The organism is Streptosporangium sp. NPDC002524 (assembly GCF_040295985.1).
GTDB lineage: Bacteria > Actinomycetota > Actinomycetes > Streptosporangiales > Streptosporangiaceae > Streptosporangium.
In genome coordinates, this window is record NZ_JBEOWK010000017.1 from 128869 (window position 1) to 142798 (window position 13930).

16 protein-coding genes are annotated in these 13930 nt (G+C 70.1%); 9 read left to right on the top strand and 7 right to left on the bottom strand.

From position 1 onward, the window contains the following. Positions 1-400: 400 nt before the first annotated feature. The 3 genes from ABT053_RS27905 to ABT053_RS27915 all read left to right on the top strand — a co-directional run bounded on the left by ABT053_RS27905 (position 401) and on the right by ABT053_RS27915 (position 3171). A complete protein-coding gene (locus ABT053_RS27905) occupies positions 401-1123 on the top strand; it encodes a GntR family transcriptional regulator (protein WP_350972735.1) in 723 nt (240 codons plus the stop codon). A gap of 169 nt (positions 1124-1292) precedes the next feature. Then, the gene (locus ABT053_RS27910) at positions 1293-2366 is read left to right on the top strand and encodes a glycerophosphodiester phosphodiesterase family protein (RefSeq protein ID WP_350972737.1); all 1074 of its coding nucleotides are present in this window, start codon (positions 1293-1295) and stop codon (positions 2364-2366) included. 148 nt (positions 2367-2514) lie between these two features. Continuing rightward, the gene (locus ABT053_RS27915) at positions 2515-3171 is read left to right on the top strand and encodes a JAB domain-containing protein (RefSeq protein WP_350972739.1); all 657 of its coding nucleotides are present in this window, start codon (positions 2515-2517) and stop codon (positions 3169-3171) included. Between the two features lie 194 nt (positions 3172-3365). Here ABT053_RS27915 and ABT053_RS27920 read toward each other — a convergent pair whose 3' ends face one another. After that, complete coding sequence (locus tag ABT053_RS27920) at positions 3366-3689, bottom strand: hypothetical protein (protein WP_350972741.1); 324 nt, start codon at positions 3687-3689, stop codon at positions 3366-3368. A gap of 110 nt (positions 3690-3799) precedes the next feature. On the opposite strand from ABT053_RS27920, the gene ABT053_RS27925 reads away from it, so the two are divergent. Next, positions 3800-4282, top strand: coding sequence for a GntR family transcriptional regulator (locus ABT053_RS27925; RefSeq protein ID WP_350972742.1), 483 nt, complete (start codon positions 3800-3802; stop codon positions 4280-4282). 51 nt (positions 4283-4333) lie between these two features. Then, a complete protein-coding gene (locus tag ABT053_RS27930; protein ID WP_350972744.1) occupies positions 4334-4846 on the top strand; it encodes a GntR family transcriptional regulator in 513 nt (170 codons plus the stop codon). 206 nt (positions 4847-5052) lie between these two features. Here ABT053_RS27930 and ABT053_RS27935 read toward each other — a convergent pair whose 3' ends face one another. The 3 genes from ABT053_RS27935 to ABT053_RS27945 all read right to left on the bottom strand — a co-directional run bounded on the left by ABT053_RS27935 (position 5053) and on the right by ABT053_RS27945 (position 7752). After that, on the bottom strand, positions 5053-6204 hold the full coding sequence (locus ABT053_RS27935) for a hypothetical protein (RefSeq protein WP_350972746.1): 1152 nt from the start codon (positions 6202-6204) through the stop codon (positions 5053-5055). A gap of 95 nt (positions 6205-6299) precedes the next feature. Further along, a complete protein-coding gene (locus ABT053_RS27940) occupies positions 6300-6776 on the bottom strand; it encodes a peroxiredoxin (protein ID WP_350972748.1) in 477 nt (158 codons plus the stop codon). 184 nt (positions 6777-6960) lie between these two features. Next, entirely contained in the window at positions 6961-7752 is a 792-nt protein-coding gene (locus ABT053_RS27945) for a YoaK family protein (RefSeq protein ID WP_350972749.1), read from the bottom strand. A 168-nt stretch (positions 7753-7920) separates the two neighbouring features. Between ABT053_RS27945 and ABT053_RS27950 the strand changes: the two genes are divergently transcribed. Continuing rightward, on the top strand, positions 7921-8130 hold the full coding sequence (locus ABT053_RS27950) for a hypothetical protein (protein WP_350972750.1): 210 nt from the start codon (positions 7921-7923) through the stop codon (positions 8128-8130). A gap of 75 nt (positions 8131-8205) precedes the next feature. Here the strand turns inward: ABT053_RS27950 and ABT053_RS27955 are convergent, their stop codons facing one another. Together ABT053_RS27955 and ABT053_RS27960 are read right to left on the bottom strand one after the other, a co-directional pair. Continuing rightward, the gene (locus tag ABT053_RS27955) at positions 8206-9228 is read right to left on the bottom strand and encodes a hypothetical protein (protein ID WP_350972752.1); all 1023 of its coding nucleotides are present in this window, start codon (positions 9226-9228) and stop codon (positions 8206-8208) included. A 166-nt stretch (positions 9229-9394) separates the two neighbouring features. After that, entirely contained in the window at positions 9395-10324 is a 930-nt protein-coding gene (locus ABT053_RS27960; protein ID WP_350972753.1) for a DMT family transporter, read from the bottom strand. Between the two features lie 67 nt (positions 10325-10391). Between ABT053_RS27960 and ABT053_RS27965 the strand changes: the two genes are divergently transcribed. Beyond that, on the top strand, positions 10392-11789 hold the full coding sequence (locus ABT053_RS27965; RefSeq protein WP_350972755.1) for an aminotransferase-like domain-containing protein: 1398 nt from the start codon (positions 10392-10394) through the stop codon (positions 11787-11789). A gap of 338 nt (positions 11790-12127) precedes the next feature. On the opposite strand, the gene ABT053_RS27970 is transcribed toward ABT053_RS27965, so the two are convergent. Then, entirely contained in the window at positions 12128-12433 is a 306-nt protein-coding gene (locus ABT053_RS27970; RefSeq protein WP_350972756.1) for a hypothetical protein, read from the bottom strand. Between the two features lie 188 nt (positions 12434-12621). Here ABT053_RS27970 and ABT053_RS27975 point away from each other — a divergent pair, with 188 nt between their 5' ends. Then, on the top strand, positions 12622-13182 hold the full coding sequence (locus ABT053_RS27975; RefSeq protein WP_350972759.1) for a CGNR zinc finger domain-containing protein: 561 nt from the start codon (positions 12622-12624) through the stop codon (positions 13180-13182). A gap of 132 nt (positions 13183-13314) precedes the next feature. Beyond that, complete coding sequence (locus ABT053_RS27980; protein ID WP_350972761.1) at positions 13315-13926, top strand: GNAT family N-acetyltransferase; 612 nt, start codon at positions 13315-13317, stop codon at positions 13924-13926. Positions 13927-13930 lie beyond the last annotated feature (4 nt).

Below are 13930 nucleotides of genomic sequence, written 5' to 3' on the forward strand. Positions count from 1 at the left end.
ACGAGCGGCCGTCGCCGGAGAGAGCGGGACCGGTCACCGTCGAAGCCGTCGCCGGATCACCGCCTGAATCACTACTGAAGGGACGGAGAGCCCGTGAACCGGCACTCGCCCGCCTCGCGCCCGGTTTAATGAAATAACGAGAACTTTGTCCGCTTTAACGGCGGCGAGAGCACCCTTGAACGAGAAAGAGGCCGCCGATATGTGCTCGGGGGTACACACATCGACGACCTCTACCGTTGAATCGGCGTTCCTTACGCGGGCGTTACAGGGTCTCTGAGATATTTTTGGCCACTTCTGGGAGCGGCGGTAAAGTTGGAGCTCCAAATCGGAGCCATTACCCTGCGTTGTGCATTGAATACGACAGGATGGGACAACGCCCCAGACCCCCAGGGATGGACACGTGGCAAGCTCCGATCCTGTCTACCTGCGCGTCGTCGCCGACATCCGGCGCCAGATCGTCGACGGCTCCCTTCCCCCCGGCGCCCCGATCCCCTCGCGCGCCCAGCTGACCAGGAAGTACGGCGTGGGCGAGACGGCCGCCCGGCACGCGCTGCGCGTGCTCGTCGCCGAGGGCCTGATCGTCGGCCGCGTCGGCTCGGGCCACTACGTGCGCGAACAGCCGGTGCTGCTCCCCCTGCACCGATGGCGTTTCCACGACCACCACGCCCCCTTCGGCGCGGACATCCAGTCGCAGGGCACCCGGGCCACCTGGGACTGGCGGGCCGAGCCCGCCGGAGCCACCCCCGACATCGCCCACCGCCTCCGGCTGGACGAGTCGGCCCCGGTCACCCGCACCCACTACGTCTTCCGCGGCGACGGCAAGCCGATCCAGCTGGCCACCTCCTACGAGCCCGCCGAGTTCGGCGAGGCCGTGGAGGAGAGCCCCCGGAGCCTGATCGCCCGCCTGTCGGCCGTCGGCGTGAAGGTCACCGAGATCGTCGAGCAGGTCTACACCCGCGTCCCGCAACCGGCCGAGAGCGACGCCCTCGCCCTGCCCGCGGGCGTCCAGGTCCTGCACGTCGAGCGCACCCACTGGGCCGGGGACCGCCCGGTGGAGACCAGCGACATCGTCATCCCCGGCGACCGCTTCCGCCTCGTCTACAGCCACCCCCTGCACCCCTGACCCCCGGGTCCGGGGAAACGATCAGCCCGGGGAAACGCTCACAAAGCCTTAAAACCCTCTTCAGTTGCAATATCCCCTCTGGCCGTACGCGTGGCCGACCCTCGGACGGAACGGATCGACCAACCGTGATCCGTTCGTCGGATGGATCGGCCACGAAGAGGGGCAGCGGATGCGTAGATGGCGTGCGGCCACAGTGATCGCGACGATCGGTGTCGCGATGGGGGCGCTGCCCGGGACGGCGGTCGCCGACGGGGACGGAGACAGGGACCGCGACAGGCACCACCGCCGCACCCTCGACCTGCAGGCCCACCGGGGCGGGCTGGGGCTGGTCGTGGAGAGCACCCTCGCCTCGTTCGCCAACGGGCTGGAGGTCGGGGTCGGCACGCTGGAACTCGACGTGCAGATCACCGAGGACGGCAGGGCGGTCGTGACCCACGACCGGCAGGTCAACGGCAGGAAGTGCCGGGACACCGCCCCCGCGTTCGACGGCGATCCCGAGTTCCCCTACGTCGGCAAGTTCGTCAACACGCTGACCCTGGCGCAGGTCAGGACCATGGACTGCGGCAGCCAGACGCTGGCGGAGTTCCCCGGCCAGCGACCGGCCCCCGGAGCCCGGATGCCCCTGCTGAGCGAGGTGTTCGACCTCGTCAAGCGCTATCGCGCGCACGACGTCATGCTCAACGTCGAGACCAAGGTCGAGGCGGGGGCGCCGGAGCAGACGGCCCCCAGGGAGCAGTTCGTCCAGGTCGTGGCGGCCGAGATCCGCAGGGCCGGGATGCGGCGCCAGGTCACCGTCCAGAGCTTCGACTGGGGCGCCCTGATGCGGATGCGCCAGGTCGACCGGAGGCTGCCTCTCGTGGCCCTGACCAACCGGGACTTCCTCCAGACCGGACAGCCCGGCGCGTCCCCCTGGCTCGGCGGGATCGACATCGACGACTTCGGCGGCGACCCGCTCAGGGCGATCAAGTCCTTCGGCGCGACCGCCTTCTCCCCCGTGCACGGCACCCCGCAGAACGGGAAGATCACCGACCCCGGGTACCAGCCCTACGTCACCAGGGAGATGGTCGACCAGGCGCACCGCCTCGGCATCAAGGTGATCCCGTGGACCGTCGACGACGAGCCGACGCTGAACAAACTCATCGACGACGGCGTCGACGGCATCATCACCGACTACCCCGACCGCCTGCGCAAGGTGATGTCCGACCGCGGGTTCAGGCTCCCCCGGCAGTACTTCCGCAGGTAGTCCCGACCGGGCTCTTGCGGGCAGTCCCGACCGGGGGCCACGCCGGTTTCGCGACCACACCGGCCTCGCCCCCGGCCTCTCGTCGTCCGGCCGGAATGTCGGCGCCACCTGGTAGAACCGACCTGGTTTCCCAAGCCGGAGGTGCCGATTGCGCGTCAAGGACATGCCCGCCAACGACCAGCCGCGCGAGCGCCTCCTGTCCGGCGGGGCGACCGCGCTGGCCGACCGGGAGCTGCTCGCCCTGCTGATCGGCTCCGGCAGCCGGGGCACCAACGCGATGGAGCTCGCCTCCCACCTGATCGCCCACTGCGGCGACCTGCACGGCCTGGCCCGTTCCGACGCCCACCGCCTGATGCGCGTGCCCGGCATCGGCCCCGCGAAGGCGGCCAGGGTCATCGCCGCCTTCCATCTCGTACGACAGGCGCAGGCCGAACCCGAGCGGCGCCGCGTCACCTGTTCCGGGGACCTGGCCGCCGTGGCGGCCCCGCTCCTGCACGGCCTCAGTCACGAGCGGGTGGTCGTGGTGGTGTGCGACCCGAGCGGCGCGGTGACCCGCAAGACGATCGTGAGCGAGGGCGGCAGCGACCACGCGCCCGCCCCGGTCCGCGAGATCATGAGCACCGTCCTCACCTCCGGCGGCTCCTCGTTCGGCCTCGCCCACAACCACCCGAGCGGCTCACTCGACCCCAGCCCCGCCGACCTGGAGGTCACCGCCCGCCTGCGCGACGCCGCCGAGACCGTCGGCCTTCGCTTCCTCGACCACCTCGTCGTCACCGACACCGCCTGGCGCCGCGTCCCTCCGTGACAAACGGAGAGGGCCCGGCAGGTGAGTGTGGGAAGGGACGCCTGCCGGGCCGCTGTCCGGCGGCCCCGCACCGGACCCTCCGACCGATGCGGGACCGCCGCCCGACCTCCCCGGACGACATGGCCTCCTTCGGGAAGATCGGGGGCTTTTCGCGGGCGCCGGTCCGGAGTCGTCCTCCTCCCGGCGCCCGATCGTCAGCGGGCGGCGCCCATCAGGAGCCGAAGCCACAACTCCTGCGTCCGCCTGGCGACCACCCAGGGCGACTCGTGCACGACCACTCCCTTTCTCGCCCGTTCCGTTCGCCGTACGAACATCAGCCCGCCCGCCTGACAGAGCTCGTAGAAGGTGGGAAGGCAGTCACAGGTGTGCTCCTTGATCCGCAACCGGTCGGCCCTCGGCCGCTCGGGCCTCCAGTCGATCGGCTCGTAACCCACCTGCAACGGCGCCACGTGGTGCCCGTGATGCCGCCCACCCGGCACCCCCGCCACCACGAGGACTTCCATCCCCCACGTGCTCACTCGATGACGATACGTCTAGTCGTATCTTCTCGTCAAAATCATTATCGGCTTTGGGGGCATTAGAGGTAGCGTTATGACCGTGTCCGTAGCTGTTCGTCTATATTCTGAGTGTGCTCGATCATGATGGAGACACCCACCTCTACCTCCAGATCGCAGAGATCATCCGTCAGCGGATCACGGAGGCCAACCTTCCGTCAGGGCATGCCGTTCCGAGCGAGACCGACATCAGGAGCGAGTTCGGTGTCGCACGAACAACCGCGAGACGGGCGGTGCAGACACTTCGGGATGAAGGACTCGTCTACACGGTTCAGGGCGAGGGCACGTTCGTAGGCCCGCCCGACGAAGGAGTCCGTCAACCCCGCAGAACACCCATGTACCAGCAGATCGCCGACGAGATCGCCGAGCGCATTCGCACCGGTTCCCTGCAACAGCGCCGCCCTATCCCGAGCGAGACAACGCTGATGCAGCAGTACGAGGTGGCGAGGGAGACCGCGCGTCGTGCGATGGGACTTCTCCGTGAGCAAGGATGGATCTACACCGTGCCCCAGCGCGGGAGTTATGTCTCTCCTGAGGAGAAATGGCCGCAGGAATAGCGAGGACGTTTACAGATTCATCCTGGTCAGCCCTATCGATACATCTAACGTATGGCTGTGCTCGACAGAGACGGACCGGTTCCCCTGTATCAGCAGGTGGCCGACATTTTGCAGCGTCACATTGATGAGGGCGATCTCATCCTCGGTGACCCCGTTCCCAGCGAGGTCGACCTCGAGACCGACTATGGCATCGCACGCACTACGGCCCGCCGGGTGACCCGAGAACTTCGTGATCGGGGCCTGGCGCACACCATCCAAGGCAAGGGCACTTTCGTAGGCCCTGTGGGGATTCCACTCCGACGACGGAAAACCCCCATCTACGAAGAGATTGCCAACGAAGTTGCCGACATGATCCAGCAAGGCAGGATCATGGTCAATCGTCGAATCCCCAGCGAGAAACTGCTCATACGCGAGTACGGCGTCGCCAAGGCCACCGTCCGGCATGCCGTCGCGTTCCTGCGTAGTCAAGGCTGGGTTTTCACAGTGCCCCATCGCGGCACCTACGTGTTGCCGCCGGAGAAATGGCCGACACATACCCAGCAGCGCGACTCTTCGGGTGAGTGAGGGTTACGGGGTACGGGCGGGAGCGGCGGGCTTCCAGGGCTCGGTTGGCGTGGGGTTCCGTGGAGGTCTCGCTGTGGATCACTTCCAGGAGGCGGTGGTCCATGGCGATGACGAAGGGCATCCGGCGGGTGAGGAGAACGGGCCCACCGTGACGACCACGGCGGGCGCCGGAGGGCGGGCCGGTGGTCGCCGGACCCGGCCGGGTGTCACTGGAGTTCGTAGACCAAGGATGTTTTCCCGGGGCCGTCGCCGTGCTGGGCGTGGACCCACAGGTGGGTGGTGCCGGGCGCCGGAGCGATGTCCACGATGCGGGCGGGCGGACCGCTTCGCGGCGGAAGAGCGGACCTCGCCCATTCGCCGTTGCGCAGGTTGAGCACGTAGGGCGTTCCGTTCGCGGGATTGGCGGCGATCCACACACCGCCGACGGAGTCGGTGCGCACAGCCGCCAGCCCTGTGTGGTGGCCCACATCGAGTCTCACCTGGTTCCACGCCGCGCCGTTCCAGTGGAGGACGACCGGGCGGGCGCCGTCGGCCCAGCCGGGGCCGACCGCCCACGCGTCGTTCCCCAGTCCCGCCGCCAGGCCGCTCAGCCGGCCGAGGAAGGGTCGTCCGTGGCAATCGCGCCGCGCGATAGCCGGAGTGCACGGTAGCGGGGTCACCCTCCATCGCTCACCGTTCCAGTGCAGCGTTCTGGGCCAGCCCCTGTCATCGACCACCCACACGTCGTCGGGGCGGGCCGCCGCCACCGCGACCAGGTCCGTCGCCTCCGGGGGTGTTTTCCTGCGCAGGGCCGTGCCGTCCCAATGAACCATGTCCGCGGGAGGCCCCTCGGGACCGCCTCCCTGCGTGAGCCACACGTCGTTCCGGCCGACGACGGCGAAGTCGCCGGTCCAGTCCAGATGACGAGGACGATGACGCGTCCAGCGGCCACCGGAGAACTGCCAGAGATGCTCGGCCGAACCACCCTGTTCGCCGGGCACGTGGTTGATCACCAACACCGCGTCGCCGGACGGCGAGGCGCTGACGTCGATGTATCCGGCCTTCTTCAGCTGCCCGGGCAGGCTGCCGGCGGGATTCCAGCCGGAGGTGTTCCAGTGCAGCAACGACGTGCCGGGGCGCCCTTCGGCGGTGACGAACAGCCACGCCTGGTTTCCCGCGAGGGGAACGACCCGGTGCGTGGCGCCGGCCGCCGCGGGTTCGGCCGCGTATCTCAGGTGCCAGCGGGAGGTCAGCTCACCGATCCGCCGCACGTCGGCCGGTCCGGCGTCCCTCAGGGCCCGGCCCGCCGTGTCTCCCGCCAGCAGGCCCGCGATCAACAGAGCGGAGAACGCTGCCCGCCATCCCGATTCATTGCCCATGACTCAGATCTTCGTGCGACACCCGGCTTCGCGGGGCCTCGACGCGGAAGATCACGAAGTGTCACCGGAGCATCAGGGGGTTTCCCGCGCTTCGGTCACGGGTGCGGGCGGGAGCGGAGGGCCTCCAGGGCCCGGTCGGCGTGGGATTCCATGGAGGTCTCGCTGTGGATCACTTCCAGGAGGCGTCGGTCCACGTCGATGACGAAGGTCATCCGGCGGGTGAGGAACGGGCCCACCGCGACCGTACGGCGGGCGCCGAGGCGCCGGGCGACGGTGCCGTCAGGGTCGGAAAGCAGGGGAAAACCCAGCTGGTTGGCCTGGGCGAACCTCGCCTGCCGGTCGACCCGGTCGCGGCTGATCCCGATCCTGGTCGCCCCCTCGGCCGCGAAGTCGGCCGCCAGGTCACGGAAGTGGCAGCTCTCGGCTGTGCATCCGGAGGTCATGGCCGCCGGATAGAAGAAGAGCACCACCGGCCCCTTGGCCAGGAACTCGCTGAGCCGTCTCCGCGTACCCGTCTCGTCGAGGAGCTCGAAGTCCTCGACCACATCTCCCACCGAGAGGCTCACGCCCACGAGTCATCTCCTTATGTCATCGGGGGATCTCCGCTCGCCCCGGCCGTCGTGATCGGCGAGTGGAAGTCGGAGTCCCAACCTCATTTCTAAGCGATTCACCGGCCGAGCGACAGGCCCACAGCCGACCCACCCTGGAATATCCGTTCCTGTCCTCCGGAAACCCCGCGAACCGCCGCTGAACCTCTCAGCCGCGGGCCCGGCCCGGCCGTCCCCGGCGTCCCAGGTGCGCGTACGGGTGTACGACGGCGAGCGCGAGAAGCGTGAAGACCGGAGCGGCCACACCGGCCCAGGGCGGCGCGAAGCGCAGGAGCAGGGACGCGCAGAGGGCACCGAGGACGAGGGCGACGACGATGGCGGTGCGACGCCGGTTGTCGGTGGACCAGCCCGGCCCGGAGGTCTCGAACAGGGCGGTGAGGGTGCCCGTGACGAACGTGGCCGTGATGCCCGCGAGGTCGACCCGGCGGGCCGCCGCGGCCTGCATGCCCATGGCGCAGGATCCCGCTCCGATCAGCGCGAGGATCACGACGGGGCCGGGCGCGCCCCCGCTGATCGCCCAGCCGGCGAGGAAGGCGATCTGGAGGGCCAGGCCGGCCCACAGGAGCCTGACGGCGGCCGGCGACCACAACGCGTTTCCTCCGTGACGCCCCGGCATGGTGAAGCCGATGAGCAGCCCCGCGCAGAACCCCGCGCAGGCCAGCCCGGAACGCAGCGCGTGGAGCACCCAGTCCTCGCGGCCGGCGAGGGCGAAGAGGATGAGGTTGCCGGTCATGTTCGCGGTGAAGACCCCGCCGAGCCCGAGGAAGGCGATCGCGTCCATCGCCCCGGCCGCCAGCGTCAGCAGCACGAGAGCGACATGGCTTCGCCGCTGGACGGACCTCGTCTCGGGCGCTCGTACGGGAACGGGCTTCTCACCGGAAGCGGGCGCGGGAGGTGGGCCGACGGGCACCGAGGGGTCTTCGCCCTCAGGGCGAGTCATGGGGCTGATCGGCCATCTGCCGTCCTCCGGGGTCATGCGACTGCACGCATGGTGCATTTTCCCAGCTCGGAGCGGTTTCACCCGGCTTCTCACCTTCGGAAGCAGCCGGCACGACGCTTCTTCCCGAGTTGACCCCACACTCATGAGGGATCGTCCTATCCTGGCCGCATGCCGTACATCGAGGATCGGATCGACACCGTCGAAGCCGATATCACCGAGATCAAGAATCGTCTCGGCAGGTTGGAACGTTCGACGGGCAACATTGAGAAGAACTCCGCCGTCACACGGGACAACGTCGCCAAGCTCGAAGCCGGGCAGATCGAGATCCGCGACCTGCTCGCCCGTGTCGTCGCGCGGCTGGAGAACGTGGCCTCGTAATCCGTACGAGATCCGGACGGCAATGAGCCCCGGCCCGGGGAAGGCCGGGGCTTTCGTGTGCCGCCGGCCAGGCGTTCAGAACACCGGAATTATGTCCTCGGGGTCGAGGAAGTCGACCTGGACGCCGTCGATGTCGAGTTCGGGGATGGCGGGGAACTCGATGCCCCAGCGTTCGACGATGACGCGGATCCTGGCCATCGCCACGCGCCAGTTGTCGGCCTGTTCCTCGTACGAGAGCACGCCGAGGCCCGCGTCGCGGGCGTGGTCCATCAGGACGCGGTGGTTGTGCAGGAAGTACGGGGGGAGCTCCCAGAAGCCGCCGGGCGGCTCCCAGAGGATCATCGAGAGGAAGACGAAGCCCGCGCGCAGCTGGCGGGTGATCAGGGAGCGGGTGTCGTCGGTGAGGCCCGGCCACTCGTTCTCCAGGATGGTCATGCAGATCTGCAGGTGGCGCGACTCGTCGCGGCCGATGCGGTGGAACATGTCGCCGAAGACGGGGTGCCTGGTCCCGGTGGCCATGCCCCGGAACAGGGTGGACGCGGCCATCTCCCCCATCATGAAGCTGGTGAACAGCACCGGCAGGCTGTACCTGCCGACGGCGCCGCTGTAGCCCGTCCAGTAGCGGCCACCGTTGTGGTAGAGCCAGCCGATGTTGTTGTGGGCGGCCTTCTCCAGGTCGGTGGTGGGGGTCCAGTCGAGCGGCCCGCCCGGCCAGAGTTTGGCGATCGTGCGCTGGCAGCACTCCTCGTGGTTCATCTCGTCACGGGTGATCGAGAAGAAGCACTTCCTGACCGGGTCCTCCTCGTGCTTCTCGAACGCCTGGATGGTGGCGCGGGCGAAGACGGCCGGGCCCGAGGCGTCGAAGTTGGCGAGGACCGAGAACCAGTACATGATCCCGAGGCGCTGCTCGTGGGTGAAGTCGCTCGGCCGGAGATCGTCCCAGGGCAGGTCGGCCGGGTTCCAGACCACGCGCTTGGACTTCTCGTAGATGGCGGCGAGCTTCTCGGTCTCGACCCGCCACTCCATCGGGTAGATGTTCGGCTGGGGGATCTCGGGAGCGGGCCAGAAACCGCCCTCGGGAATCGTCAGGTCCGCCATGGTCACACCCCCTGTGACAGCTTCGCTTCACATTTTGCGCCTGTATGTCACGTCTTTCAAGGACGCTTCGGGATCCGGCCCGGCGCGCCACGCTCCGGGATCCGGCACAGAACACCCCCGCCCCGGGAATCCGGCCCGGCTTGACCCGGCCCGGTCCCGAAGGTGTTCAGGAGCGGGCCCGCTGTGTGAGAGCGACGCACGCGAGGACCGCCAGCGCCGCCGCGATCGTGACCGCGCCGAAGAGCTCGCCGAGCAGCAGCCAGGCCCACAGCAGCGTCAGCAGCGGCTGGGCGAGCTGGGTCTGCCCGGCGCGGGCGATGCCGCCCATGGCCAGGCCCGCGTACCAGGGGATGAAGCCGAGGAACATCGAGACCAGGCCGACGTACGCGAATCCGGCCAGTGAGGTGGCGGTGGGCCGCGGGTCGGTGGTGAGCGCGAGCGCGACGGTGATCGGCACGGTCAGCGGGGCGGCGAGGACGAGGGTGTGGGAGATCACCCGCCAGCCGGAGGTCTCGCGGGCGAGGCGCCCGCCCTCGGTGTAGCCGACGGCGGCCGACAGCAGCGCGCCGACGAGCAGCAGGTCGGCCCCGGTGACGTGGCCGCCGCCCATGCTGAGGGTGAAGGCGGTGATCGACACGGCCCCGAGGCCGCAGGAGACCCAGAACAGCGCCCTGGGCCACTCCCCCGCCCGCAGCACCGCGCAGGCGGCGGTGGCCGCGGGCAGCAGCCCGATCACCACGGCGGCGTGCGAGGTGGAGGCCCCGGCGTAAAGCGCCAGGCCGCTAAAGAGGGGGAACCCGAACACCACGCCCGCCACGATGACGCCGTACGACCGCAGCCGGGACCTGGGCGGCAGCAGCGGCACCCTGGCCACGAGCAGGAACGCGGCGGCCGCGACGGCCGCGACGGCGGCCCGGCCGACCGCGACCAGGTAGGGGTCGAAGCCCTCCATCGCGAAGACCGTCGCCGGGAACGACCCCGAGAACGCCAGCACGCCGAGCCCGGCCAGCAGGGTCCCCCGCCAGGCCCTGCCCGGCGCCTCGGGCGGCACCGCGCCGGACGGCCGCCGGTCGTGGCGCGCCTCTCTGGGAGACACCACCTGCACCGGCGAGGCCGTACCCGCCGCTATCCGATTTGGTACGATAGCGCTACTCTTTTCACTCATGAATGACGATAGCAGTATCGTCCGGCTCGCCGCCACGCTCCGTGATGAGGTGTCGCGGCTCCGTCCGGGCGACCGGCTGCCGTCGAGCCGGGAGCTGGTCCGGCTGCACAACGTGAGCCCGGTGACCGTGTCGCGCGCCATCGGCAGGCTCGCCGCCGAGGGGCGGGTGATCACCAGGCCCGGCAGCGGTGCCTACGTGGCCCCGGCGATCACGCGGGGCGGCGAGAGCGCCGACATGTCGTGGCAGACGGTCGCGCTCGGCGACAGGGTGGTGGACGACAGCGAGGTGAGCGGCCTGCTCACCGCCCCGCCCGAGGGGGTCATCCCGCTCACGGGCGGCTACCTCAACCCGGTCCTGCGGCCCTCCAGGGCCCTGTCGGCCGCCGCCTCCCGGGCGCTGCGCCGTCCCGACGTCTGGGCGATGCCGCCGCTGGCCGGTGTCCCCGAGCTGCGAAGGTGGTTCGCCCAGGAGCTGGGCGGCGACGTCACCCCGTCGGACGTGCTGATCGTCAGCGGCGGGCAGTCGGCGCTCGTCCACGCCTTCCGGGCCCTCGCCGCCCCCGGCACCCCCGTACTCGTCGAGACCCCCACCTACCCGGGCGCGCTCGCGGCGGCGCGGGCCGCCGGGCTCCGCGCGACGGCCGTGCCCGTCGACCGCGACGGGGTGCGGCCCGAGCTGCTCGCGGAGGCGTTCGCCGTGACCGGCGCGCGGGTCTTCCTCTGCCAGCCGACCCTGCACAACCCCACCGGCGCGACCCTGTCCCCGGAACGGCGCGAGCAGGTGCTGGCGATCGCCCGCGCGGCCGGGGCTTTCGTGATCGAGGACGACTACGCCCGCTACTTCGCCACCGCCCCCGTACCGCCGCCGCTGGTCGCGCTGGACGCCCACGGCACGGTCGTGCACATCAACTCGCTGACCAAGGTCCTGTCGCCGAGCCTGCGGGTCGCCGGGGTCGTCGCCCGGGGCCCCGCCGCGCGGCGCCTCCGGGCGAGTCAGCTCGTGGAGTCATTCTTCGTGGCCAGGCCGCTCCAGGAGACGGCGCTGGAGTTCGTCGGCTCGCCCGCCTGGCGGCGCCACCTGGCCACCCTGGGCACCGAGCTGGCCCTGCGCAGGGACACCCTCGCCGCCGCCCTCACCGCCCGGATGCCCGGCGCCGGGATCCATCTCGTCCCTCGCGGCGGCCTGCACCTGTGGGTACGGCTTCCCGAGGACCGGGACGAGGAGGCCGTGGTGGAGGCGGCGGGGAGGGCGGGCGCGCTGGTGAGTCCCGGACGGATCTACTACCCCGCCGAGCCGCCGGGCCCGCGCGTCAGGGTGACCCACTCGGCGGCCGTCCACACGGCCGAGCTGGTCGAGGGCGTCCGCAGGCTGGCGACGGCCCTGGACTCCCTCTGACCGTGCCTGACCTACTCCCCGGCGTCACCCTGCCACCGCGCCCGGCCCCGCTCTCCCCGCGCGAACCGGCTACGGCCCTGAACAGCCTCTAATCACGCCTGACCTGCCCTTCGGCGTCACCCTGCCACCGCGCCCGGCCCCGCTCTCCCCGCGCGAACCGGCTACGGCCCTGAACAGCCTCTGACCACGCCTGACCTGCCCTTCGGCGTCACCCTGACGCCGCGCCCAGCCCCGCTCTCCCGCGCGACCCGGTGACGGCCCTGGACAGTCCCTGGCCGCCTGACCGCCCTCGCGGGGGTTCGGGGGCGCCCCCTGCTCCCGAACCCCCGCGAGAGTGGTCAGGCGGCCGCGAAGACCTCGTGGTGGGTGACCGTGAGCTCGCGCTCGACCAGGAAGCGGTCGTCCTCGTCGTAGAAGACGGCGCGTGACGGATCGTCCCCGGCGAAGGCGGTGATCGCCTCCCACGACTCCCAGAGCGAGGTCAGCAGGAACTCGGCCCGCTCCCCCACGTCCCGGCGGGTGAAGCACACCCCCCGGTTGCCCTCGGTCGAGGTGTAGCCGACGTATCCCGTGGCCAGCAGGTATCTCTCATAATCGGCGGCGTCCTCGACGCGGGTCCACCCTCTCCACACCCTCATGATCATGGTCTCTCCTCCGATACGACCGATACGACCGGTCCGGCCGGTCCGGCGCGCGCCTGCCGGTCTCCCTGAACGCGAGATAGGCCAGGTACCACATGACAACCTCCTTGAAACACCATCTATGACCTTATGGCGGTGTCGAAAGGAGCACAACCCCCTAATGGCGTACAGTGGTTGCGAAGAGGGAGGAGGTGAGCGACGACATGGGCAATCCCTCCGAGCTGGTGATCGACTTCGTGAACACGTACGACGTCGAGGAGGAGACCGACGCGATCCCCTCCCCGGCCGCGCTGACCGCCTGGCTGGGCGGGCGGGAGCTGATCGGCCCCGAGGACACGGCCGACGAGCGGGACCTGGCGACGGCCGCCGATCTCCGCGAGGCCCTGCGCGAGGCCCTGCGCCACAACCACGACCGCCCCGGCGGTGGTGATCACGGCCCCGGGCTGTCGCGGCCCTTCGGCGCCCTCCCGCTGCGCGTCGCGCTGACCTCCGGGGGGCCGGTGCTCGAACCGGTCGCGACGGGGGTGCCCGGCGGCCTGGCCGGGATCGTCGCCGCCGTGATGAACGCCCACGCCGACGGGATGTGGCCGCGCCTGAAGGTCTGCACCGAGAGCAGCTGCCAGTGGGCGTTCGTCGACTCGTCCAAGAATCGTTCACGCTCGTGGTGTTCCATGAGGGTCTGCGGCAACCGCACGAAGACAAGGGCATATCGGGCCCGACGGCAGACGGAGCCGGGTTCACGTCATCTCTGAGTCGGATTCCCCGATACGGTGTAAGAGCCTGCCTCACGGATCCACCCGCCTGATGCCCGCTCGCGTGGCACGAGATCCACGAGACAGCGCGTTTCGAGGCGACGGCAGACGGCAGAGAAGGAGCGGGCCGAGATGGCAGACGTAGGCGTGCGGGCGGCTCGGCACGAGGATGTCGCCGCGGTGACGGGCACCCAGATCCGCGCGTGGAAGTACGGCTACCGGGATTTCCTTCCCGAAGGACCGCTGGAGCAGATGACCGGCCCCGCGGCCGAGAACATGTGGCGCCAGCAGTGGGACGACGCGATCACCTCGCCGCCCAGCCGCCGGCACCGCGTGCTGGTCGCCGTGGAGCAGGTCGTCCTCGACACCGACGCCTTCCCGGCGCTCGGCCCCGGCGGCATCGAGGCGATGGCCGCGCTGCAGGGCGCGGAGAAGGTCGCCGGCCTGGCCTCACACGCCCCGGCGGAGGACCCCGACCTCGACCCGACCATGGCCGGGGAGATGCTCACGTTCCTGATCGACCCCGACCACGTCCGGCGCGGACACGGCAGCCGGCTGCTGAACGCCACGGTCGACTACCTCCGTGACGACGGCTACCACACCATCGTGACCTGGGTCTTCGCCGACAACTACGCGGTGCTGGGCTTCCTGGAGTCCGCCGGGTGGGGCGCCGACGGGGCCGAGCGGGTCATCGACATGGGCCGTACGGTGCGGATGATCCGCCTGGCGACCGACATCAGCTAGAGCC